36 protein-coding genes are annotated in these 23,103 nt (G+C 44.3%); 33 read left to right on the forward strand and 3 right to left on the reverse strand.

Annotated elements, in window-relative coordinates; translation table 11 throughout:
• Nucleotides 1–95 precede the first annotated feature (95 nt).
• The 33 genes from ACYVGR_RS20340 to ACYVGR_RS20500 all read left to right on the forward strand — a co-directional run bounded on the left by ACYVGR_RS20340 (nt 96) and on the right by ACYVGR_RS20500 (nt 20,187).
• Entirely contained in the window at nt 96–416 is a 321-nt protein-coding gene (locus tag ACYVGR_RS20340; protein WP_460960044.1) for a hypothetical protein, read from the forward strand.
• A 32-nt stretch (nt 417–448) separates the two neighbouring features.
• The gene (locus ACYVGR_RS20345; protein WP_460960046.1) at nt 449–694 is read left to right on the forward strand and encodes a hypothetical protein; all 246 of its coding nucleotides are present in this window, start codon (nt 449–451) and stop codon (nt 692–694) included.
• A gap of 12 nt (nt 695–706) precedes the next feature.
• Nucleotides 707–928 (forward strand): hypothetical protein, encoded by a 222-nt coding sequence (locus ACYVGR_RS20350; protein WP_460954622.1) that lies wholly within the window; start codon nt 707–709, stop codon nt 926–928.
• 2 nt (nt 929–930) lie between these two features.
• Nucleotides 931–1,188 carry a hypothetical protein gene (locus tag ACYVGR_RS20355; RefSeq protein ID WP_460960048.1) on the forward strand — a complete coding sequence of 86 codons (258 nt, stop codon included), beginning with the start codon at nt 931–933 and terminating at the stop codon, nt 1,186–1,188.
• A 329-nt stretch (nt 1,189–1,517) separates the two neighbouring features.
• Nucleotides 1,518–1,754 (forward strand): hypothetical protein, encoded by a 237-nt coding sequence (locus ACYVGR_RS20360; protein ID WP_460960050.1) that lies wholly within the window; start codon nt 1,518–1,520, stop codon nt 1,752–1,754.
• The gene (locus ACYVGR_RS20365; protein ID WP_460960052.1) at nt 1,751–2,032 is read left to right on the forward strand and encodes a hypothetical protein; all 282 of its coding nucleotides are present in this window, start codon (nt 1,751–1,753) and stop codon (nt 2,030–2,032) included. Before ACYVGR_RS20360 ends, ACYVGR_RS20365 begins: the two co-directional genes overlap by 4 nt.
• Before the next feature lie 95 nt (nt 2,033–2,127).
• Entirely contained in the window at nt 2,128–3,567 is a 1,440-nt protein-coding gene (locus tag ACYVGR_RS20370; protein WP_460960054.1) for a hypothetical protein, read from the forward strand.
• A 17-nt stretch (nt 3,568–3,584) separates the two neighbouring features.
• On the forward strand, nt 3,585–3,878 hold the full coding sequence (locus tag ACYVGR_RS20375) for a hypothetical protein (protein ID WP_460960056.1): 294 nt from the start codon (nt 3,585–3,587) through the stop codon (nt 3,876–3,878).
• Between the two features lie 23 nt (nt 3,879–3,901).
• Complete coding sequence (locus tag ACYVGR_RS20380; protein ID WP_460960058.1) at nt 3,902–4,324, forward strand: single-stranded DNA-binding protein; 423 nt, start codon at nt 3,902–3,904, stop codon at nt 4,322–4,324.
• Between the two features lie 864 nt (nt 4,325–5,188).
• Complete coding sequence (locus ACYVGR_RS20385) at nt 5,189–6,274, forward strand: hypothetical protein (protein ID WP_460960060.1); 1,086 nt, start codon at nt 5,189–5,191, stop codon at nt 6,272–6,274.
• A 185-nt stretch (nt 6,275–6,459) separates the two neighbouring features.
• On the forward strand, nt 6,460–7,179 hold the full coding sequence (locus tag ACYVGR_RS20390) for a hypothetical protein (RefSeq protein WP_460960062.1): 720 nt from the start codon (nt 6,460–6,462) through the stop codon (nt 7,177–7,179).
• Entirely contained in the window at nt 7,179–7,634 is a 456-nt protein-coding gene (locus ACYVGR_RS20395; protein ID WP_460960064.1) for an LEA type 2 family protein, read from the forward strand. The genes ACYVGR_RS20390 and ACYVGR_RS20395 overlap by 1 nt, the downstream gene beginning before the upstream one ends.
• Nucleotides 7,635–7,646: 12 nt before the next feature.
• Nucleotides 7,647–8,189, forward strand: a complete 543-nt coding sequence (locus ACYVGR_RS20400; protein ID WP_460960066.1) for a hypothetical protein — start codon at nt 7,647–7,649, stop codon at nt 8,187–8,189.
• Between the two features lie 43 nt (nt 8,190–8,232).
• Nucleotides 8,233–8,832, forward strand: coding sequence for a hypothetical protein (locus ACYVGR_RS20405; protein WP_460960068.1), 600 nt, complete (start codon nt 8,233–8,235; stop codon nt 8,830–8,832).
• Between the two features lie 94 nt (nt 8,833–8,926).
• Entirely contained in the window at nt 8,927–9,058 is a 132-nt protein-coding gene (locus ACYVGR_RS20410) for a hypothetical protein (protein ID WP_460960070.1), read from the forward strand.
• Between the two features lie 56 nt (nt 9,059–9,114).
• A complete protein-coding gene (locus ACYVGR_RS20415; RefSeq protein WP_460960072.1) occupies nt 9,115–9,669 on the forward strand; it encodes a hypothetical protein in 555 nt (184 codons plus the stop codon).
• A gap of 2 nt (nt 9,670–9,671) precedes the next feature.
• Entirely contained in the window at nt 9,672–10,049 is a 378-nt protein-coding gene (locus ACYVGR_RS20420; protein WP_460960074.1) for a hypothetical protein, read from the forward strand.
• Nucleotides 10,050–10,053: 4 nt separating this feature from the next.
• Nucleotides 10,054–10,800: a hypothetical protein gene (locus ACYVGR_RS20425; RefSeq protein WP_460960076.1), complete on the forward strand. Its 747-nt coding sequence runs from the start codon at nt 10,054–10,056 to the stop codon at nt 10,798–10,800.
• A complete protein-coding gene (locus tag ACYVGR_RS20430) occupies nt 10,800–11,267 on the forward strand; it encodes a M23 family metallopeptidase (protein ID WP_460960078.1) in 468 nt (155 codons plus the stop codon). The genes ACYVGR_RS20425 and ACYVGR_RS20430 overlap by 1 nt, the downstream gene beginning before the upstream one ends.
• On the forward strand, nt 11,267–11,866 hold the full coding sequence (locus tag ACYVGR_RS20435) for a transglycosylase SLT domain-containing protein (protein WP_460960080.1): 600 nt from the start codon (nt 11,267–11,269) through the stop codon (nt 11,864–11,866). The genes ACYVGR_RS20430 and ACYVGR_RS20435 overlap by 1 nt, the downstream gene beginning before the upstream one ends.
• The gene (locus tag ACYVGR_RS20440; protein ID WP_460960082.1) at nt 11,867–12,139 is read left to right on the forward strand and encodes a hypothetical protein; all 273 of its coding nucleotides are present in this window, start codon (nt 11,867–11,869) and stop codon (nt 12,137–12,139) included. It begins immediately after the preceding gene.
• Nucleotides 12,140–12,179: 40 nt separating this feature from the next.
• Nucleotides 12,180–12,602, forward strand: a complete 423-nt coding sequence (locus tag ACYVGR_RS20445) for a hypothetical protein (RefSeq protein ID WP_460960084.1) — start codon at nt 12,180–12,182, stop codon at nt 12,600–12,602.
• A gap of 1 nt (nt 12,603) precedes the next feature.
• Nucleotides 12,604–13,284: a hypothetical protein gene (locus tag ACYVGR_RS20450; protein ID WP_460960086.1), complete on the forward strand. Its 681-nt coding sequence runs from the start codon at nt 12,604–12,606 to the stop codon at nt 13,282–13,284.
• Nucleotides 13,285–13,385: 101 nt separating this feature from the next.
• Nucleotides 13,386–13,787, forward strand: a complete 402-nt coding sequence (locus ACYVGR_RS20455; protein WP_460960088.1) for a CHAP domain-containing protein — start codon at nt 13,386–13,388, stop codon at nt 13,785–13,787.
• The gene (locus tag ACYVGR_RS20460) at nt 13,759–13,983 is read left to right on the forward strand and encodes a hypothetical protein (RefSeq protein ID WP_460960090.1); all 225 of its coding nucleotides are present in this window, start codon (nt 13,759–13,761) and stop codon (nt 13,981–13,983) included. The genes ACYVGR_RS20455 and ACYVGR_RS20460 overlap by 29 nt, the downstream gene beginning before the upstream one ends.
• Entirely contained in the window at nt 13,976–15,214 is a 1,239-nt protein-coding gene (locus tag ACYVGR_RS20465; protein WP_460960092.1) for a sialate O-acetylesterase, read from the forward strand. Before ACYVGR_RS20460 ends, ACYVGR_RS20465 begins: the two co-directional genes overlap by 8 nt.
• A 76-nt stretch (nt 15,215–15,290) precedes the next feature.
• Nucleotides 15,291–16,028 (forward strand): hypothetical protein, encoded by a 738-nt coding sequence (locus ACYVGR_RS20470; RefSeq protein ID WP_460960094.1) that lies wholly within the window; start codon nt 15,291–15,293, stop codon nt 16,026–16,028.
• The gene (locus tag ACYVGR_RS20475) at nt 16,025–16,171 is read left to right on the forward strand and encodes a hypothetical protein (protein WP_460960096.1); all 147 of its coding nucleotides are present in this window, start codon (nt 16,025–16,027) and stop codon (nt 16,169–16,171) included. Before ACYVGR_RS20470 ends, ACYVGR_RS20475 begins: the two co-directional genes overlap by 4 nt.
• Nucleotides 16,168–17,058, forward strand: coding sequence for a hypothetical protein (locus ACYVGR_RS20480; RefSeq protein WP_460960098.1), 891 nt, complete (start codon nt 16,168–16,170; stop codon nt 17,056–17,058). Before ACYVGR_RS20475 ends, ACYVGR_RS20480 begins: the two co-directional genes overlap by 4 nt.
• A 12-nt stretch (nt 17,059–17,070) precedes the next feature.
• Nucleotides 17,071–17,244: a hypothetical protein gene (locus ACYVGR_RS20485; RefSeq protein WP_460960100.1), complete on the forward strand. Its 174-nt coding sequence runs from the start codon at nt 17,071–17,073 to the stop codon at nt 17,242–17,244.
• 554 nt (nt 17,245–17,798) lie between these two features.
• Nucleotides 17,799–18,188, forward strand: coding sequence for a (deoxy)nucleoside triphosphate pyrophosphohydrolase (locus ACYVGR_RS20490; RefSeq protein ID WP_460960102.1), 390 nt, complete (start codon nt 17,799–17,801; stop codon nt 18,186–18,188).
• A 24-nt stretch (nt 18,189–18,212) separates the two neighbouring features.
• Nucleotides 18,213–19,247: a thymidylate synthase gene (locus ACYVGR_RS20495; protein ID WP_460960104.1), complete on the forward strand. Its 1,035-nt coding sequence runs from the start codon at nt 18,213–18,215 to the stop codon at nt 19,245–19,247.
• A 4-nt stretch (nt 19,248–19,251) separates the two neighbouring features.
• Nucleotides 19,252–20,187, forward strand: a complete 936-nt coding sequence (locus ACYVGR_RS20500) for an alpha-glutamyl/putrescinyl thymine pyrophosphorylase clade 3 protein (RefSeq protein ID WP_460960105.1) — start codon at nt 19,252–19,254, stop codon at nt 20,185–20,187.
• Nucleotides 20,188–20,242: 55 nt separating this feature from the next.
• Here the strand turns inward: ACYVGR_RS20500 and ACYVGR_RS20505 are convergent, their stop codons facing one another.
• From ACYVGR_RS20505 to ACYVGR_RS20515, 3 genes are all read right to left on the reverse strand, one after another.
• Nucleotides 20,243–21,343, reverse strand: coding sequence for an ImmA/IrrE family metallo-endopeptidase (locus tag ACYVGR_RS20505; RefSeq protein ID WP_460960107.1), 1,101 nt, complete (start codon nt 21,341–21,343; stop codon nt 20,243–20,245).
• Entirely contained in the window at nt 21,340–21,666 is a 327-nt protein-coding gene (locus ACYVGR_RS20510) for a hypothetical protein (protein ID WP_460960109.1), read from the reverse strand. The genes ACYVGR_RS20505 and ACYVGR_RS20510 overlap by 4 nt, the downstream gene beginning before the upstream one ends.
• Before the next feature lie 954 nt (nt 21,667–22,620).
• Nucleotides 22,621–23,043 (reverse strand): hypothetical protein, encoded by a 423-nt coding sequence (locus ACYVGR_RS20515; RefSeq protein WP_460960111.1) that lies wholly within the window; start codon nt 23,041–23,043, stop codon nt 22,621–22,623.
• Nucleotides 23,044–23,103: the final 60 nt, after the last annotated feature.

Here is a 23,103-nt window from a genome sequence, read left to right on the forward strand (position 1 = left end):
ACTATTGCACATCATTTGACACTAAAGTACAGCCAAAAGCTTAATTCTGTACGAAAATATTTAGTGTAAGGCTATCAAAAACAAAGTGTAAAGCTGTGAACGCAATAGCTCCCTCCCCTCCCAAAATTCCTACGATTAGCTCTAATCGCGCTCTTTATCAGCGGTTTATGGATTTGCCGCGCTCCGAACGTGACAAAATGCAAGCCGAATTAGAAGCCATTAAATTATGGTGGCATTTTAAAAGTTTCTTGACTGTTGAAGGCAACGACTTAGGCGATGCTAAAGCAAAAGCTATAACCATTATCGGTTATTACTTGGGTGTATCCCTGCATGAGTTTTCAAGCAACAATCTGGATTTCCAGCCTTACGAAGTCTTTTCGGCAAAACGCTATCTCTTAACCGATAAGACGAAATAAACGCACTTACAAACCCCTACCCAATAAACCCAATGAAAACCATTCGCATCACGGTCGAAGAACCGAACTACCCGATTACGTTCATTTCTGTACATAACCAGACTATTAGCAGTTTCAACGGGATTCCCGAACCCATTGGCGTACATGCGGCCATTAACTACCGGGCCAACTGTGACGGGGACTTATTGCCCTTTCTGGTAGAACGCCCGACCTACTTTACGCCGGCACGTCTGCGGTGTCACCTTCCCTATTTCCGCAATTGTCAACAGTTATTCTAAGCCCTTACCCCAATGGTTAAGATACGGTTGTGTTCCGAAGACGCCGACGAACTAGAAAAGGCTGTAGACTTTTTCACGTCGGTTTTCCCCGATATGCGTTTTTCTGCCGTCCGCTTGGGCGGTAATCCCAAGTACAAAGACGACCCCAAGTATTTCAGCTACGGCGAACCCCGGATTAAGGATAAGAAGCCAGTAAAGGTTGATTTTCAGATAGCCCGTAAAATGTTCCGATAGCTATGGTAGGCACCTTCATTTTAAGACGCTACTACTCTGACCCTGAACTAGCCATAGTAGCCAACAATAGCCGGGTGTTATTTCTCTCTCTTCGGTATGGGTTGGATATAGACGGCGATATAGATGAACGCCCGGACATATTCAGGCAGGTAGCATTTGAAGACTTACCCGAACGCTTACGAGATGATTTATACTTCGGTGGACGCTACACGAATCAGGAGGGTGAACGATTCTATCAAATCAACAACACGCCCACATGATAGCCGCCTTTATCGTCCTCGGTATCACTTTCATTGAAGTAGCCGCCCGATGGGTTGAGCGGCTACGTAACCCGTAACGGTTAGACCGGGTTCGATTCCCGGACGGGTTCAGCACGTAGGATATTCCGCAAGTAGTTTCTGACGGTTCTACCCGGATAACGTAGCGTGTGCTTATGCTGGAGCAACCCGGCGCGTATGATAGCTTGAAGCCTACGCGCCGGGTACAAACAAGAATGATAAGACAGTCATTTGAACTTGCACCAGACAAGCCGACGTAGGCAAAACCGTCGTAAGGCGAAGCCTTACAACTGCTCTCCCATCAAACGGCTATGGCAAAGATTAAGAGACAACAATTCACCTTCAAGGAACAACGGCGTTTGGTAGACTCCTACATCATGGCTTTAAACGCCAAACAACGGAAGCATTACGAAACCAACCTTCACGAGTTCCCGCGCGAGAAGGACATTAAAATGTTACTGGAACTCTCCGAAATGCTCAAAAATCTGGAATACGTCGGCACTTGGGACGGTGTAGCCCCGGCCATTCAAACCAACATGTTTGCATGAGACAGAACCTAAAACAACAGCTTACTAACCGGCTGTCTTCGACGCAAGACACGTTCCGAGCAACGTTCCAAAATTCGGCTCATATCAAGCTGACCCAAACCATTCTATTCGAGCGGATTGGCGACGTGTGGTCGGCTGATATACTGTGCAAAAATCTACGCTTTAACGTGGGTAAGATCACGAATACGGGCCTACATCTATACAGTTACGTAGCCGGGTGTAAAGTCTCGCTAGTCCTACCGTTATCGCTCCTAATGACCATTCAGCCAACCCAATAAGGCCATTTACTAACGACCTGAAATTTAGCCTGTTGGCTCTCTCTCGATAAATTTAGAAACATCTTTCAGGATTTCCCCTGACTCACTCCCCCCGAATGACTAAACTTTCCCCCACTGTTGCGACTCAACTGACGCGGCAAAACCGTTTCGGCTATACTGTCCGAAACAAACAGGTTCTTAACAACAGGCTCAAGGCTCAAATTGATGACTTTCTAAGTGAGTACGACATACAGCTACCCGATAGCAAGACCGCTCACAATGCCAATGCCCGCCACATCTACCAGCGTGACCGCTTCGGCGATGAACTCGAAAGCCGTTTCGAGCAACTGGTAAACCTTCGCTATGCCGTAGGAGACACAAAGGGTTATTATGCCCGATTCCAGAACGGCGGGGCCGAAAAACTGCAACCGTTGGCCTTCTGGTATAGTAAGCACCGCTTAGACAACGTTTGGAACTGGCGCAAATCCCAGATTATCCGTAACCGCTATTATCGTTTTTTAGAAACAGCCACCGACGAAGCCGGGGTTTTACTACTGGATTACTATAAGCCGGTTCACATGGTACTGACGGTGCCCCACGAAAACGGCCTATGGAAAGGTAAACGCTTCTTTGCGAGGGAATTAATCAAAGCCTTTACCGCGATGCGTAAAGAACCGGAATGGAAACAATACGTGTACGCCGGGGAATATGGCATTGAGGTCAAGCGGTCGAAACACGGGCACGGGCTTCATATTCACCTACATAGCTTCATTTTACAGAATCCGGCTTACAGTGTAGAGCATGTACGGGCGGTGATAGATCGGCTATGGCGAAAGCAGACGGGCAACGAGTCTACCTATTCCGGTATCCACTATGAAACCCTGTACACATGGAAACGGGACGGAAAAAACAACATCATTTTAGATAAGAAGGGCAACCCGATCAAAGACTATATTCAGCCGGGTCAATCTGACCTAAATCACTACTTATCAGGCGTTTTAGAGTGCATCAAATATCATTTTAAGCCCGATTGTATCCAGACTAGAGAGGGGAAATATGATATAGAGTTGATAGACGAAATCCTGTGCAACACTAAAAACCTACGGATGTATAGCCGGTTCGGCGCTTTTTACCGGCAATCACTTCTGAATTTCAATGTGTTACAGCAAACCGAGCCGGAAGAGCAACCGACCGGATTTATGGAAGCCGAAGACTATGACGCGTGGAAAGATGAATACGACGCGAATACAAGTGTAGACGGAGTAGAGGAACGCATTATTAACCCCTTCACGGGTCAACCCGCCCGGCGATCTGAATTTGATATTGCGATTGGTAAGCCTACCGATTTGCAGTACAAGACCAAAGACGGGCCAAATGCCTATGAAGGCTATTTATACAAACGAGACAGTAGCCTATTCCGAATTGCCCCAAAACTCTCGCTAAAAGAGGTCATTAAGTATGACTTAAAAGGACAGTTAGAACTTAGGGACTATAATCAAGTCCGGTACACACGCGCCGAACTGATGCACCATAGGGCCAACCAATACCCAATTTAAAATTAAATCCGTATTCCATGAACACAGACAAACAGTCTAGGCATAAAACCTTATTGGGTTGGGCCGACCAATTTCCACAGTACAAAGGCTATGAGAATAGGCCGTCTTTCTTTTCGGAAACCTTAACCCGTGACAATCTCAATCCCAAGTTTTTAAAGATAACTGACATTAACCCGGCAGTCGTGATTTTTACCGATGCCTTAAACCTTCCAGCCGGTTCGTTTAGCGATGTTGATTTATACCAACTCATGCAAGCCTATTTGACCGACCCGGTTAAACGTCAACAAATAAATCAGATAGTAAAACCCTAAACAATTTAAACGCAACAATCACCATGCAACGAGTAATGTTAATCGGTAACGTTGGACAAGACGCAACCATCAAATCAGGGAATGGTAACGAGTTTATTACCTTTTCAGTCGCCGTTAATGAGCGGTTTAAGAATAGGGACGGTATCGAGGTGGAACAAACGCAATGGTACAACTGCCTGTATCAACCGAAGACAATGGCCGTAGCTCAATATCTGAAAAAGGGAACACGGGTGTATGTCGAAGGTAAACCCAATGTCAGCACCTACAAAACCAAGAACAATGAAACAGGGATTGACTTCGGCATTCAGGTTCGAGGGCTGGAATTATTGAGCGCGGCCAACGGTGAAAACCTAAAACCAGAAACCCAAAATCAGGACTCGAAACCGCAGGACTCTACCCCGCCAACATCAGCGGGCGAATCTGGCAGCGATGATTTGCCATTCTAGTTAAATAGTCTTGTGTAAAGCGGACTTTTAAGAGGACTTTGCACAGGACTATACAGAGGACTATACATATAGATTACAACAGAGACCGTCCAATATTAGACGGTCTCTGTTGTAATCTATATGTATGTGATAGATAATAAACGCTTATAGAATGCAATAAGATACCCTACCGTTAAGTCATTTCAGTAAACTACCATAAGTATCCTAGCTACATAATTCCCTTATTTTAGAGCAAGGCAAATATCTACTATGTGCCAGTGGTGCTAGGCACTATTTAAATACTTAAAGTGCAAATTTTTATAATGAGATTATATAATGAAAATGACTGATCTGTTTCTGGGCAATATTAATATATTATCTTTTGCATTTTTAATAAGCATTATATGTTTATACATTACATTAAAGAATCTTCAAAAAAAGAATTTAGACACAGTAGATCTATTCTTATTCTGCTTTTTTCTTTTTCTTTTTATACATTTTTTTTATTATATATATCAAAATTTGCATTCAAACAAAGTTCAATTAATTAAGAGTGATCCGTTTATTGTAATAACAAATTTATCGTTTTCGAAAATCAATAAATACAAAAGCACATGGTCAAGTCAGTTTTTGCTAGATACAGTTATCTTATATACTATTTTTTATGTATCTATAATAAGTTCACATGCTCGGCATTATTTCCGTTATAGATTCAATGAAAGAAGTGGATTTTTAGTAAACAGTAAATATATTACCGATTTTATATTTTATATAAGAGTATTGTTCATATACTCAACTCAAGTACTTTGGTTAGTAATTTTATCTTTTTCAACCTATCTACCATTTTATTATTTAGAGAAATATTTCCATTTAAGAAATCAATATTTGTTTGACTTCCTAGAAAAAAGTCAAACAAGTTTAACAATAACAGCTTTAAACGGAAACTATGCTGCATTTACAATAGCATTTATTATTTCATTAGTATTTTTAATATACATTGGAGAATCTTTAGTATATAGATTATTTATCCCTGTGTCACTATTCTTGTTCTTATTGCTTGTGAAATATTTCCTTCACCTTAATGGTTTAATTTTATATAGTGTAGCTATTGCAGTTTCTTTTACAATTACTCTATTATATTTAAATTTTGAAATTATATATGAAGATTATTCATGGAAGCATTTTTTAAGAGCAGGTGTATTGTTTATAGTTACAGCTACTTCTATTATCTTTTTTTTCAATGATTTAGTTTCAAATTATATATTATTAATAATAGCCATAATTTTAGCATACTTCTTTTTATTCTTCATGAATGGCTTTCCAGTGTATAGGACTATTCTTGCAACATCTGTATTGTTTTTTGGATTATGGATTAGCTTCTCTGGAGTATTTAATGGAATATATTCTTATTTGTCTGCACAGAGTATAGAAGATTGGTTTAAAAATGAAATTAGTAGTGGACTATTAACATTACGAATATCAAGCTTAGTTATCCTATTTGATCTAATAAGATTTTTATTTTCAGAAATATTTAACCTACAAATAATGTTTTATTGGTTAGGCTTGAAATTTGTAAGGCGAGACAAATTGCACATTGGAGTAAATGTGTTTAGTTACATGAATTATTCTACTGTTTATTTTGCTCAAATAGGATTCTATGTACTTACAATGTTGGTTCTTTGGCATTTCGCAAAAATATCCTACCAAAGTGTAATAGTAAATTTATTAAACTGGGCACTCTTTTTTATTATAGATGACTGGACAATTATATATAATTACAGTAAAACCTTCAGAGGAGTTAGATTAATAGATAAAAGGAAAGTTGAGTTTTTTAATGTATTAATGGTTATTATGGCTCTCATAACTTTATACGAGTCTAAATCTTGGGATTATATATCAATATATGCAATTGTTGCTTTTGCGCTCACCGAACAAAAAATTAATAATGTTTATAAAATCGAAAGTATTTGACAATTTATTTTTTCACCATTCTTTTGGTTAAATTGATTCGCATAGAAATCTAGATAGCCCACATAAAAAAGCCCGTTCAGAAATGAATGGGCTTTTTTTACGCGTCAAAATAGTGTGTAACTCCTTCACAAATAGCGTGTAACCCGTTCGTGTAAGCTATAGGGAACCCGGAATTTTGTAGGGATATGGCAGACCTGAACAAAATATACAACGGCTATGTAGAGACGCTTTCCTCGTTCATCCCTTTTGAGGTTTGTCACGGGGTTAACGGCCCATTTGGTGTTTGTATTGGAAGTAAGGAGACGGTCAACTTGGTCGAGAAATTCCCGGAACAGTACAAAGACTTTAAAGACGCGATTGACCAATTCAACGCGGATTCTCAGTCAACCGTAGATGGGGTAAAGCTGGAATACACGACCGACCAAAACCGCACGGCGTGGTTAGCCGACCGAATTAAAGCCGTTGACCTGCGGACGAATTTTATTCGAGATCGGACGGACATGCTCAAGGCTACTATTGTGGCGAATGGGGGCAGTGTCGATAATGTCGTAGGAGACGCCATTTTAACGATTGGCGCGGCTGTTATTCCCGTAATCGGGGCGGCTGCCAAAAAACTAATCGACTCGGTTAAGAAAGCCGACCAAGCCGAAATACTAGCCACTACACAGGCAATCTACAACCGCTACGTACAGGACATTACTGACTTAGCGGCCATTAAAAAGCAACTGCTCACCGAATATACGGCGGCATCCAATACGGGTACAGGTTCAGGTACTGGCACCGGCAATACACCAGCTCCGGCAGCATCGGCAGCAGTTCCAACGGTTTATTACTGGTATGGCGGGGCCGTGCTGTTGGTCTTATTGCTCCTGTATATGACTAAGAAACGAAATCGCAAACGCTAATGAAAAAGTCGTTTATACTCATTGTTCTGATTGTCATTTTGGCCTTGTGGGTTCTCTACAAAGTCAATACGGCCCAACGGCTAGACTATCAGATTGGCTTGCCCAAACAAATCAGTTTGCAAAGCGGTCAACTCTCATTCCTGCTACCGATGCGGGTCATTAACCCATCGGGCGGCACGATCAATTTAAAGGGCGTTCAGGCCGACGTGAACACCGCTGGGCAATACTTGGGCCGGGCTACAATTGATAGCCCCGTCACCATCGGGCCGCGCTCGGAGACAGTTATTAACGTGGCCGTGGGGGTTCAGTACTTCGATTTGCTCAATGCGACCAAAGGCGTGATTACGGCCCTGACGGGTGGCAAGGTCGGACTCGAAATCGACGGACTTATCTACGCCGAAGGGTTCCAAATCCCCATCAAAAACAGCTTTGACTTTACGCTACCAAAATTTTAAACGCGAACCACCATGTACGACAATACCGAACCCGTAGCGGGCAAAACTTACTCCGATGATTGGTGGGCCGGGTGGCTGGATAAGCAACTAAACGGCGTGTCAACGACCGACATTAGTTCGTATCTGGATGATATGGGCGTTGACCTAACCAGCGACCTATACACCGATTATTCGAGTGCGATTACCGACTCGAAAATGCTGTCCGACTTTACAGCTGCCAAAACAGCCGCCCAAAAGTCGGGGAATACGAAGCTAGTCAACACGCTTGATCTGGTCTTCAAGTACGGTGAAAAAGCAGTAGCCGCGTTGGTCGCTGCCGGGGTGTTAGACGGGCCGTCACTCGCTCAAGCGGGCTACAGCAATGTCAGTCAGGATGCAAACGGTAAGATCGTGATTGGTCAAACCACCACCCCAACACAGGCCGCACCGTTGCAGTCAAGTAAAATTTTCGGATTGGATTTTTCCAGCCCGACCGTGATTATGGTCACGTTTCTCGTGGTCATGTTTCTAATCTATTTCCTGTTTTTTAATAAGCCGACACCGGCCCGGAAATAGAGATAACTGTCAGTAAATCAGAACAACTAAACAACAAAAACGAATGTCAACAGTAATTTCACAGTTAGGGCAACAGGCCGCAACCCTGCCCATTTTCGAGGTCGCTATCGACTCGAAAAAGTATATCATGGGATGCGACGGGGGTAATGTTATGGTCTTCAAGCCCCGCGCTTGGTTAGCCAACATGGGCTTTGCTACCGATCTGCAAGCCAAGTATGAGAATGCCGCCGACAGTGTTCTCATTTCGGCACTCAGCTTAAACGCAAACAACGCGACCACCTTAGACGGTCGATTCCCGGCGCAAGCCAATTTAGGGGATGGTGTCAAATGGGTCGAAGGCTTTGACACGGCAACGGGCTGGGCATCTGGTTTTCCGAAAAACGGTAAAACGGTTGGCACCACATCGGGCACGACTAGCGGCACCACCAGCGGCACCACATCAGGTACCACCAGCGGTACAATGTCGGGCACCACCAGCGGTACGACCGACACCCCCGTCATTCAGTCGGCTTCGACTACCGACGAAATCAGTTCGTTTCTGTCGAAATATTGGTGGGCGGTGCTACTGATCGCGGTGGCACTCCTCTGGAAACCCGTCATTGCCCCCGCGTTGGGCATGAAGACAAGCCGTCGCCGTCGCTAGGCTATACCCCTTAAACGAATAAAACCCCCAAACGGGCGGGTAGGCTGGCAACGGTTTACCCGCCCAATGCCAAACTAAACAAATCACTATACCAATGAGCAAAGCACCGAAAAAGCCAAAAAAGTCAGCCCCTATTTCGTCTTGGGAAAAGTACGATGTTAAAAAAGTACAGTTCGACAAGGACAAGAAAAAGAAAGACACGCTGATTAAAAAGCACAGTAAATAAGTCCTACCCTAACCGGCCTAGTGTCGGTTAGGGTATTACGCTAATCCGTTCTACCCATGCAAACCGAGCAATCCATACTGACCCAATTACGGCAGGACGCAACCCCGTTTTGGTATCTCTATGACGGCCAAACCGTCACGGCTCGAAATGGCGAAACGGCGGATATAGACGAGTCATTACAACGGCTTAAAGGGAGTTTGGCCGAACTGCCCCCCGGCACGTATCGCCTAAAAGCGGCCAACAACAAGAACAAACACAACGGGGCCGAATGGCACGATATAACCATTCACCCGCGTACCCAAACGCTCCCTAAAATGACCGGCCAAAGCACCAACGCCTACGGTATCGCTGACCATGTGTTAGCCAAGATTCAGGAAGACACCGAGCGAAACTTTATGTTCAAACAGATGTACCAAAAGTTCATGGACTTTGACCGAGAGTGGCCGGAATTTAAAAAGCAGCTCGAACAACTCCGCAAGGATTTCTACGAGGACGAGAACGGCAACGGGATTCCCGATTTTGCCGAAACCATGACGAAGGTGGCCAATGCCGCCGATTCGGCCAATGCCGTGAAGAAAGTATTTACAGGAACCTCATTTTTTGGCGATTAACCATGAAAACGCAAGCCCAACCCCAAACAAAGCCACAGGCACAGCCGCTAACAAAGCCCCAAGTAATCGAAATCAACGAAGAGACTACTACCGCGATGTTAATCCGGTTATTTGTAGCCCTTCGCAAAGCCTTTGCCACCCCGGAAGACCCCGGCGTCGTTCGCGCTTATGAACTCATTGAGATGCTGGCCGAAACCGCCGAAAATGACGGCGAAGTATTCCGAACCATTCTCACCGAAGACAATATCAAAGCCTTTACGGCCCTCAAAAAGAAGGGAGACGCGAAGGGCGGAAGCATCGGAATAACCGATTTGGTCCAAGCCTTCCCGGCCATTGGCGGGGCACTCAAAGGCGGCATGTTGAAAGGATTTTTAAAGTAAGATTATGGCAGTTCGAGAGGATTTGAAAGACGTAAACAACGGCCAATACAATAACGTGTTGCTGTTTTTGGCACTCGGTGTATTGCTCTACATCGTGGCGCGGGGTTGGCAACAAACAGTCCAGGAATCCACGAGTGATTCGATTGGTTCGGACAAAACCCTGATGATTGCCCAACAATTACGGCAGGCGTTTATTCCGCTGGGATTCCCGGTAGGCATGGGTTTTGATGGTACGGACGTTCCCGCCGTCATGAGTCTTGCCGCCCAAATCACCGATTACGAAGCCGTCGCCAAAGCTTACCGAACGCTGTACAACGCGGACTTATCAAATGATCTGTCGGAGGAATTGAGCATTGCCGATCTGGCGAAGTTCTGGAATTTGGTGAATGCCAAGAAAACCACCACCGGCAGTACCACCACGAGCGGAACGACGACCACCGGCAACACGGGTACCACCAAAGCCACCACCGGCACGGGCGTAGTGGTTACGGTAGGCACCGAAACCCGCGTCACCAGCCTCGTGAATAAAACGGCGGTGGCGACCCAAGCGGTCAACATGCGCTTGTATAAAGAACCCGCCTACGCGGGCGATACAGCGGCCAAAGGCGATAAGGTCGGCACCTACGCGGGCGAAGCCGATCTGACCATCAACGGGGTTAAGGGGCGTTTTGCGCACATCAAAAAAGCCGCTGTTTGGGGTTTGTACGACGTGGATTACTGGGTACATAAAGGCTCCTTAACATTCCTCTAATGGATACACGGGTAATAGCTGGGTTACTGACTCTGTTGGCGCTTGCCGTCGTCTTGATTCGGCAGAGACTACGGGCGGTACTGGCTTGGCCCCTTGCCGGTACGGTTCGGATTACATCGGCCTTTGGCAATCGGGTTACCCCTACGGCAGGCGCGAGTACGGACCATACGGGCATCGACCTTTCCGCTCCGGTGGGTACGCCCGTGAAGTGCCCGGCAGACGGCACCGTCACCAACGTATATACTACGGGGTCAGGCGGCAACCAGCTAACGATTAAGCACGATAACGGCCTAACCACCGGCTACGCCCATTTGAGCCGCTACGGGGTCAAATCAGGCGACAAAGTACTAGCCGGGCAACTAATCGCCTACACCGGCAACACAGGGACGACCACCGGGCCGCACCTGCATTTTTCAGTCAAAGACAATACGGGCCAATTCGTTGACCCACTTAACTACTTAGCGTAATGGCACTCGCTTACGAAGAATTAGTACCCACGGCCTACCGAGCGGCCTTTGTGGCCAAAGTCGGTCAGATAGCCGTGCGGTTAGGCATGCCCGCCGATTGGTTAATGATCGTGATGCGGGTGGAAACGGCGGGCAAGTTTAGCCCGTCGATTCGCAATTATGCCGGGTCGGGCGCGGTGGGTCTGATTCAGTTTACCGAGACGGGTATAGCAGGCTGGGGCATAACGCTTGACCAACTGGCCGCGATGGATGCCGTTACCCAACTGGATTACGTCGAAAAATACGTTCGGCAGTACGCGGCCAAAATCAGCAACGTCTACGATCTGTACATCAGCATTTTTGCCCCGGCTTATTTGGGTAAACCGGATAGTCAGGTAGCCTATACGGCCTATTCGTCTACGGCAGTGGGTAAACGGCAATACGAACTGAATAAGGTCTTGGACAAGGACTTAGACGGTAATGTCACGATTGGCGAAATCAAAGAAGCCATTTCGCGCTACGTTCCGGCTGGCGTGTCCACGGGCACCGTAAACGGTAATTTCATCGCCCTTGCTCTTGTCTTCATCGTTGGATTTCTCATGTTAAAACGCAATACCTAAATGGCTAAAACTTACACCGAAATTACCGAAGACGGCACCTTTAAAGTCGCTTCCAAAGCTACGGCAACCATCGTGAACACCGGCACGTCTGCCGTTTTCGTCGTCAATAATGACGACACCACGTCTTTACAGGGGCTACCCGAACGCGTACAGGAAGTGGTGTTAAAAGCCCTGCATAGTATCGAGCCGGGCCAATCCCTGAAAGTATCGAGCGGTAATTATCGGCTCACGTTCGAGATGCCCATTAACTGTTCGGCGGTCGTGGTGGCCTAATCGCACGACCAACCTGCAAGACCTTTAAACAACAAATCTTATGTTCAAAAACTTAGTCAGACGTAGCAAATTTCAGCGCATTCTAGTCAGTAATAATGCGCCCGTTACCCTTCCCTTACAGGCGGACGAAATCTTAATTTCTTTACACGCCGGGGGGCCAACGCCCAACCTGCAACAAGTGGCCGTTGTGCGGCAAACTGAGCGCGACGCCCGCGACGTATTGCCCTACGGCGAATACGATGCCAGTACGTATCTGAACGCCAAAATCAGCGGATTGGGCGAACGTGTCTCGCTGGCGGCACGGCCAACCAGTACCGCCAATGCCACCCTTGCCAGTAACTCCCCGGCTGGTGTTGATCTGATGTGTGGCTTTGCAGACACGGTGACGTTTAAAACCGTGGGTAACGATGTGGGGTCGGTGGTCGTGCTGATTGAGTGCATCAATCTTGTTCCCGTAAAATAAGATGGAACGCATTGATTTAGATGCTCTTGACCGCGAGATAGCGGGCGAAATGGAAGCTGTTCAAACCAAACAAAGACGGTTTGAACAGCTTCGACAGCAAGCCGAAGAACAAACGCGGGTCGAAAAGTTGGGGCAAATCGAACAGTTAATTGCCGATGCTAAAGCGTTCCGGCTTGAAGCCAGTCAAAGCCCCTCCGAAGCCGAACGGGCAACCTTGCGCGGCTACGCCAAATCGTGCGAAGAAACAGCCGCCGAAATCCGGGCCGAATTGGGCATGGAGTCAGAACCGGCTACACTTCAGCCCGAAGTCAATGAGCCGCACGGGGCATGGGTCAGCCGCCAAATCTGGGGAAATTTCAACTTATCGTTATTGTCCTTATCTGCATGGTTCATTCTCTATTTTGTGGGCGAAGCGAACACGGGCACCGTGGGCTATGTGGCCCAAGTCTTGTGCAAACCAGCCTTTCACGCCTTCATGCTCTTTGCCGGGTTGCTGTTCGTGTTTTTGGTGGTGCGTCGGTATTTCTACACCGTGACCGAATACCTGAACCAGAAGGCAGCGGGCGAATCCTTCGAGCTGGATTTTCGGGAATGTTCGGCCTTTGGGCGGCTGTTTTTTGTGCTGGGCTTATTGTACGTGATTACGCAGTTTTTAGCGTCGATTTACCAAGTGACCCTTTAACGCCCGATAAGGTCGTCAACGCGGCCAAAGCCGAACTAGGGGTACACGAAATCAAGGGCAACAACGATGCCCCCCGGATTGACGACTATCGGTCTACGACATTGGGCCGCAAAGTCAAGGGGTGGCGTGACCCGTGGTGTGCGTATTACGTCTGTTGGGCCTATAAAACCAACGGGGCCAAAATCCCGCCAACCTGCAAGAATCCCGCCCAAGCCGCCCAATGGTTCAACGACCCCAAGCGGTTCGTTTACTCCAAACGGAAAATACTACCCGGCAAGCCCCGCCCCGGTGATGTGGTAGGGTATCGCTTCAAATCCGGCAGCATCAGCCACATTGGTATTATTGTCGAATGGCCCGATGGCAAAGACTATTATATCAGTATGGAGGGCAACACCGGCACGAGTTCAACCGTCTACCGCGACAACAACCGCAATGACGCGGTACGCATGAAACGTAGACCTAAATCACTGGCTTATGTGGTGGCTTCGACACTATACGACTAATACCCGCGATGTGCTGTTTCTGTTCGGCATTTGCCTACTGGTCGGCCTTCATTACACCATGCTGGCCGTGGGTGGCTGGTTCGCCCTGTACTTTTTATGGATGCTGTTTGACACGAGCCTGTTTTTATTCATTGGGTTTGTGTGCTTATGCTACCTGTGTCTGATCAGCTATTTCTACGCATTCAAACATGATTAATTTATCAGAGCCTTATAACCACGCAGTCTACCAGCGTGATAATCAGAACCGGGCTAAAATCCCGGTGGTTGGTTCCGGGGTCAAGGCGGGCGGCACCGTAACTGTAAACCTTACCCCGGCCAATGGCGGCACGGCCACGAGCGCCGTTTTTGTGGCCGATGCCAACGGGAATTATTCGGGTGGCATCGTGGCCGAAGGCGGTTGGTACAACCTGACGGCAACGGACGGAATCGACACGGCCAACCGCAAAGTCGGCGCGGGCGAAGTGCTTGTTTGTTGGGGGCATTCGTTCATGCAAGCCACCAACGGCCCTGCCGGGACAAATGAACGAGTCGTTACCCTAACCGATCTAATTGACGAAACCAATTATCAGTTTGACACGCTGACGGGCATGGTCGGCCCGTTTCTGGTGGGTGGTGCCGGGCCGTGGGCGGTCTTTGGCGACAAACTAGTGACCCGGTTAAACGTGCCCGTTTTGCTCTATAATACGGCCTTTGGTGGGTCGAATATTGAACAGAACTGGAAAGTGTTAAAGGGTATCCCCTTCGAGCATCAGTTTATCAATTATAGTAAACGGATGCCCTATCACCCGTTAGAAAAAGTGATGGGCGATTATATCCCCCAAACGGGTATTCGGGCGATCTTGGCCGAACACGGCTATAATGATGCCGCTGTTGCCCCGGCTTCATTTACCGAAGAATTAAACTTTGTCATCGACTACACCCGGAATCAGTTCGGGGTTCCTGACTTGGCTATCGTGATGGTCAAAGAGGAAACGTCGGGCCGAACGGATCGGCTGGGGAGTGCGGCCATTGGGCAAGCACTCGCTAACTTCATTGCGACCAAACCGAATCTATGGCAAGGGCCGGATTTTAACGGTTCAGAGTGGAATGCCCCCGAATTGCATCAGGAAACCGCACATTTAACCAATGCCGGAAACCTGCTGTTTGCGTCCGAATGGGATGCGAGTTTAACGACGGCTTTCTTTTCGGGGTCTATCCCCTATCTGTCTCGCGTCGATGTGGCTATACCCATCAGTGGTACCGACACTGACACAATTCAGTACGCGATTGAACCGGCACCCACGCCCGCCAATGGGAATATTAACTACATCATTTACGGGCTGGCGGCTCTATTGGCATTGGGGCTTTTGACTGGTCGGTATCGCGCCAAATCTATTCTTGGGCTACTGATTTTAGCCGGGGTCTACTTCTATCGAATCAGGCAATAAGTGAACGGATTAATTTGGGTAAGGGCATAATACCCGGACGTATTGCGCCGGGTATTTGTTTTAAACGACGTGAGCAATGAACGCACAACAATTAGTCAACAGTGGCTTGTTTGAGATCGTAACCACTGAGGGACGGGAAACGCTGATTTTAAAGAAGCCCGTTCGTATCGTACTGCCGAAAACGATTCTGAACCAGTTAGCCAACATCTACCCCAAAGACCACGAAACGGGCGGCTTTCTGTACGCGTCGGTGAATACCACGACGGGAACATTAACGGTGGTACAGGTTGCTCCTTTACCCAATCAGTCCACGAGTGATACCACATTCCAGGCATCGGGCACCGACTACCAACGGGGCATTACTACCGCCCTGCAAAACGACCTGTTACCGCTTCGATTTCATACGCACCCGGTGCAAACCATGAACAGTTTGTACAATATCCAAAGCCTTAATTTTTTCCAGAAAACCAGTTCGACCGACCGGCATAGTAGCTATTTGCCGATCTCGCTAAATGGTCAAGCTATGGTCTTACCGGACTGTCTGGTATCGCCCAATGACCGGGACGGAAATAGTATCCGGTTCAGTATCTATAATGGGTTCGTGGCACCGTCTTCGTTTGCGGCCTTATTGCCGAATGAGCAAATTTTTATCGGGCTGGTGGTGCTGGTATTGGTGGTGGTTTGGGCATTGCTTGGCTACAAAAAGGCTCTCAGCGGCCTACTCGTTTGCGGTATCATTGGGGCAATCGTCTTTATCCAAGAGAAGCGGCCAACCTACACCTATACGGACACCGAATTAACCATAACGATATGACACGAGACTTAATACTACTGCTATTGATTCTGTACCTGTTTTACCGGCTGAACGAGCAGAATAAAACGATTACCAAACTAGCCGCCCAATGGGGTAACGGGGTGCCTGACCTACATCAACTTTATACCGAGGGTATGGAATGAACTACTTTGAAAAACTCGAACAACAGTTAGAAAAAACGGTGGCTAGTATTCGCGCTGATATAAAGCGGCTACGAGAAGGGTTAGACCGGAATGGGTTACGCTTTGCCGATTATGCTACCCTTGCGCAACTCGAAGACCGATTGAGCGCGTTAAGCGAATTTGCCACCAATGCCGCCCTAACCAGCCTTGCCGGTGAGCTGGCGAAACTAAAGCGAATCGTTGCCATTAATGCCGCCGACCCGAATCTATTGTTTGGTGGGCGGTTTATTACCAACACCAATGACGACGAGCAATTTAAGCCCAATCAAGGGCCGATGCGGGAATTTTTCGCCAACGGGGTACGAGGCATTGAGTTCTACAATCAGAGCAACACGCCGACGCTGATACAGGGTACATTATACGTCTGCAACGACGTTCCCATCAATCCGAACCTGTTGTATCGACTCCGTTTCGATATGCAGGGGATAAATTACACGGGGTCAATCAAACCCTACTTTCATATTCTGGATGAATCGGGGAATGTGTTTGATGGCATGTACATCAACGGGCAAAACCGATTCCCGAAAGGCAAGTTGGTTAATACCATCGCGGTCAGCAATAGCCTGTACACGGTGGATTTTGTCTTTGGCGGCATTGGCACCGTGGCCAATGCACAGTTTCAGGTACAGAGTCGCAAAATCCGGTTAGCCTTTCAGGTCAATTTTGAATCAATGGCCGACGTGTTACGGGTCAGTAATTTGTCCATTGTGCCGGTCGATCAATACGTACTAATTCCCATTAATCAGGCGGCATCGGTTCCGGCTGGTGTGCTGATGCAAGACCAAGCCAACAGCCGCCTAGCGATTAAAGACAGTACGGGCCAACTCAAATACATAGCACTCACTTAAACAATAAATACCATGCAAGTAGAAGACCACGAGTTAGAAGCAATCCCCGGTGAACCCCAACAAAAACGGTGGTTCCTTCGGGCTGTTGTTGATCTGCTGATTAATGTAGGCGACGAATTACTAGATAAGGTAATTACTCACGTTAAGGAAAAACGAGCCGAAAAGGCTTCGGGTATAGACTCTTAAACTAGCGTGAGCGATTCACAAAAAACGCCCGACCAATTGGCCGGGCGTTTTTTGTGAATGAGGTTTGGGTATATCGCGAAACGAGTGTTTAAATGGGACTTTTCATCAAGAAGTTTTTAAATACTCACATTTTCACGAATATCCGACAGGTACAATATGTAGTCAATGAATGGCTGATGGAATACGATACCGAATGACCTCATCAGGTCTTGAAGTTTATAAGGGTAGCTAAATATCGACAGGCATCTTAAATTTCAGTCAATACAAGCTCGCCAAACGGAGTAAGGACAGATTTACTTCAACTCCTGACACGACTCCATAGTTATAGTCAATACTACTATCAATTGATCTGGGGCGACTAACAGGTTGGATACAAACATGACAAAACTAGCTCGCTTGCAATGCATTTCAAATTTCTCTTACTTGGACTTGAAATAGTGCTTAGTTCGATTAATTCAAAATCAGTGCATAGTAATAGTTATTGAGTCCAGTCAAATTGATTGTATTAATCAATTTATCTTTGAGGGCATTTGACTTGGTAAATACATAAAAGTATGATTGACGTTGTCGCAGGAATTGTTTGGAAAGACGGACAAGTTCTACTTGCTAGACGGGGTAAACAGAAGCATTTGGCAGGTAAATGGGAATTTCCAGGAGGCAAAATAGAATTTGGTGAGTCTGCTGAAAATGCATTAGAAAGAGAATTAAGCGAAGAGTTGGGGATTAGTACCAGAACTGGGAACTACTTCGATACTAGTGTTCATCAATATCCGACTGTTTCTATTAAGCTACTTGCATATAATTCAATATATATTTCAGGGATAATAACTTTAACAGATCACGATCAAGTTGAGTGGGTTAGTGTTGATAAATTGCTTGAGTATGATTTAGCCGAAGCCGACATTCCGTTAGTTCATAAATTAGTGGGAATGTATAAGACATAGCGTAAGAATAACCATTTAGCTCATATGTATATATCCGCACAAACGATAGATGATTTAATGTATTCAGTTCTTGGCAAGCTCTTAGAAAGGGAGGCTAACATTTTTTCGTCTCGCTCAAAAGGAATGAACTCCACGAGTGAGTTAGGCCCTAGTAGTGAAATAATAGGCGCTTTGCTTAACCTCAAAGACCCAAGACAACGATTAAGCAGAGATGAAACTAAAGGTACTGTCTTTAGCGCACTAGGTGAACTACTGTGGTATCTCTCTAGGAGCAATAATCTTGATTTTATATCTTATTATATTAAGAGATATAAAAGCGAAAGTGAAGATGGAAAAACTATCTTTGGTGGGTACGGTCCACGCTTATTTGATCTAAGGGGACTCAACCAAATTGACAATATTTTGAGGCTTTTAAAGGAAAAGCGCACCTCTAGGAAGGCAGTTATTCAACTTTTTAATGCAGAAGATCTAGTCGGAAAGCATCCTGAAATCCCCTGCACCTGTACATTGCAGTTTCTTATTCGTGATGATCAATTGCATATGTTTACTACGATGCGTTCTAATGATGCATTTGTAGGACTGCCTCATGATATTTTTGCTTTTACGATGATCCAGGAAATTATGGCTCGATCATTAGATGTTGAACTTGGGGAGTATAATCATGCCATTGGTAGCTTGCATTTATATGCGAAGGATAGAGATGGAGCTAAAGAATATCTAGATGTAGGCTTTCATTCAACAAAGTTCCCAATGTCTGCAATGCCTAAAGGAGACCCTTGGAACGAAATTTATAAACTATTAACTATAGAAGAAGATTTACGTAACGGAAAAGAAATACAGTTAGCTATACTAGAAGAATTAAATCCTTATTGGTGTGATCTTGTGTATATTTTACACGCTTTTTCACTTTCAGGAAAAGGAAAACTATCTACTAATGATGATGAAATTAAAGACTATATCGATCAATTAAAATTTACAAATAGCCAGCTAACAGATAAGTCTTATGCCATTTATATCAATAAAAGGCTGAGTATTCTTGAAAGTAAATTAGGTCAATAATGCCATGAGAGAGAAAAATAAAGACTTAGCAAATGAACTAAAAGAGAAGTTAATTGATTTCGGCCACCATATTCCTATGCCTGGGATCAATAACACTAAAAATCTAGAATGTTTAATTAAACAAATCGTTGACAGTGTAAGACGTATAAAATATATTGCCACAATTAAGAAAAAAGTCTATGAATCAGGACAAATTTCCGACCCTAGCTTTATTTTTTTCGATCCAATAAAAGCGGCTATTTGGCACAAAAGCCAAGGCAATATTGATGAAGCTTTTTGGCTCATTTTTCTATTTGTTCATTTTGGTAAACACTCTATAAACGAATGGAAGTTAGTCAAAGATATTTATGGGCAATTGGAGAGTGGGCAATTATGGGACTGGACGGCGATTAATAATGAGCCAAATCTTTTCAGGATATGGCTTAATCAAAACCAGGAAGCTCTAAAGGGAGGACGGTTTGGTAATCATAGAAAATATGAATCTCTAGATGCATTTAAGCCAACAGGAACAGCTTCAATAATAGAAAGTTATGTCAACTGGATAAGCGCTTATGGATCTCATAATCAAATGATTAATGCCGCAATAGATAGTGTAGGGAATGACGAAGAGACTTTATTCAATCACCTTTATAAATCAATGAGAGCTGTTGTTAGATTCGGTAGAACGGCTAAGTTTGACTACTTAACAATGATCGGTAAATTAGACCTTGCTAAAATAACGCCGGGTTCTGCCTATTTAAATCAAGCAACAGGGCCGCGCCGTGGAGCCAGTTTATTATTTGAAGGGTCTACTGATGCAAAAATTAGCGCGAAAGTACTTGAAGATAAGTTACGGGAATTGAATGCTTATTTAGAATTATATTATGGTTGGCAAGTACTCGAAGATTCTCTATGCAACTGGCAGAAAGATCCTTCTTCTTACGTATATTTTAAAGGATAAATTTTCTGTGGTGTTGAGATATATACATCAACACCACATATGTATCTTAGATTACTTATTCAAAGGGAATGTCCTCTAAATCATATCTTTTTTTGAAATTATTTAAGTAAGCTTTACTTATGTAATTAAAGTGTTGCATTTGACCAACTACAATACCTGGAGAAACTCCAACTTCATTTGCAAAAGCTATTATCTTACGTGTATTCCCCGTTAGGTTTTTCAATTGACCATGAAATCTTTTGGGAATAAGTATTTCGCCTGCAAAATCATTAGCCTCATTTTCCTGTTCTTCGACGGTTGAGTTTGCAGCGGCTGCTCCCTCATCATTTATTAATCCATCAACAAGAATACCTTTATTTTCGTGTAAAAGAAGATGACCTACCTCATGAAAAAAGGTAAACCAGAATTGATCATCTGAACGGTATCTAAAACTTAGTACTAATAGTGCTTTATCTTTTGAAATAAATTTAATCGCACCATATGTACTAGTTTTTTTAGGAGTGCGAACGATTGCCACAGCTACGCCACACTCAGCACAAATTGCTTTTAGCTTAGGAATGTAAGTCTTTGGTTTTTTTTCCTTAGTCAATTTACGGAGTGATTCAATTGCTCCTTTTAAAGCGTCTCGATTCCAAGGTTTACAGTTAATTGACTCTGCAATTTTTTCGCCTTGTCTTAACCAACAAGTTATAGGGATGAGTTTAGATTTGAATGTTGGTGAAGATCTAAATGATACTGTTTCTCTAATATGTGATCTATATTGTTTATTCCATTGATTTACATTTTCAATATTGAAGAACTTCAAACAGCTCTCAAGCCTATTATGAGTGTCTTGTATCCAACCCATCTCGACCATCTCTTTAAATGGAATATCTTTGAGCCACTTTTCTTCATTAACTTTATCTATTGATAAAAGTGATTCTCTGTACTGTTTTTCTCTATTAAGCCAAAATTGCTCAGAAGCACCTAAGATGTTTGACAACTGGAATGCAGTTTCTGTGGTTATAGGTTTACTTCCATAAATAAGCTGATGAACGCGATCAGCAGATTGACCCATTTGCTCTACAAATGTTTCGGTAGATATTTTTCGCTCACGTAAAATATCTAAAATTGTATCCCCGGGTTTGGATGCCCAATTTGGTTGGAAAGAACTCATAGGGTGATGGTGTACGGTTCGATACGTAATAATTTTATACGGTTGACAGACTCTTTATTTATTTCTCCTTGTGCATTTTGAGTCATTTTCTTATTAACCGAAGAGAAATAAAGTACGTAATCGTCAGTTAAATTGATTCTAAAGGTAGTATCATCAAGTTGTGTTAGTTGGCCGATTATAATATCATTAAGCGATGTTGCAGCCTGAAAATCAGCAATCCTTTTATGTATCGCGTGTGCAATTGAATCGCTAAAAATCTCATTAGTTACATCATCATCTTCGCAAATTAATCGCAACTCTGGGTCATTATATGTCACTTCCACCGGCTATGGAAACTATTATTTTAATATTGTGAATAAGAAGTTGAACAATATTAAGATAATTATTTTTTCAACCAATAAAAGCGATATGAGTTTATAGAAACTTTGTTAAAAAAGAAGATGAACTTTTCATTCGTAAATTTCAATTTAATAATCGGAGCAAAAGGCAACCCCCTAAAACATACACACAAATCATTGATAATCAGTTGTTTAACTAAAAAAATGTATTGTTGCCCCAACTAAAAGGGGCCGCAAAGATAGGTATTCCTTTTAGAAGCGTATAGGGACAGAATAATTGATATTTCACATAATTATGAGGTGGATAATATTGTTCTGACAAAGGCCCAAACAAAACAATACTACTTTGCTATTAAATCATCATTCTTGAGTTAGCTAGTACATTTCGAATAAACCAGTTACGAAGTGCTCTACTCCTGGTCAATATAAAGTCAGATTAACGACAAACTGCCAACCTTTTGCAGACGGTCCAGATTTTGGCTATCCCTACTTAAGAAGGCATCCCCCAGCTGCACATTCAAGAGCTATTGAATATTTCATCCACTTAACTTGGCTAAGTCTTATTGAGGCGGAAAGACCATATCTTAGTGCAACAGAGCTCACTTAGACCTGTAGATTATCCGCCACTTACCCTTGCATAAATGGCATGTACCATAAATAGAGCCTTGGCGTTTACGTCACAAGGTTGAGCCAACAAGCGTTGTCGTAAAATCCATCTCAATAAACGCCCTATTTAGAAGATATTAAATATTAATACGTGTTTACCCCAAATAGCTTCTCAAGAACGTCTCAAATCGCTATCTCATAAATCAATGTCTCATTTTGCCCCATACTGACTGAGTATGTGAGAAAGTGTCATAACACCGTATATTTATAATGATAAAAACGCCCGACCAATTGGCCGGGCGTTCGTGATTGAGCGGGTTTGAGGTTAATTCTTTACTCCCTTTTTTTACCATTAATGGCAATTGTTTGCTTTGTCGTTTTCCCGACTTCCTTAGTGATACCCTCTAAGGTCATTACTAAATCACTTCCTACAATAGTCCCACTTCCATCTATTTCGGTGTGAACTGGAAACCCGTCTATAGTCTGGTCTACTTTATAGGTGTCAAGTTTAAAGTTTCCATTTTCTCCCATAGTTGCCGAAAGTGTAATGGTTGACAATGCTAATACTAAACCATTGCTTTTCCCTGATTTGGTAACGAGCATTATATCTGTGTTCTCATTACTGATAGTTGGGTAGGTTATCTTTCCCTTTATATCGTAACTTCCTACATATTGATCTAGTGGGTTAATATTCTCTTTTTTGCAACCAATAAAGGCAAGTAGGATAAAGCCAAAGGCTAATAATGGAGCTTTCATATCTATTAGGGTGAATGAGGTTGAACGTAAGCCATTGACGTTAGTAGAATTAAAAAGTAA

The sequence above is a fragment of the Spirosoma litoris genome (assembly GCF_054776755.1).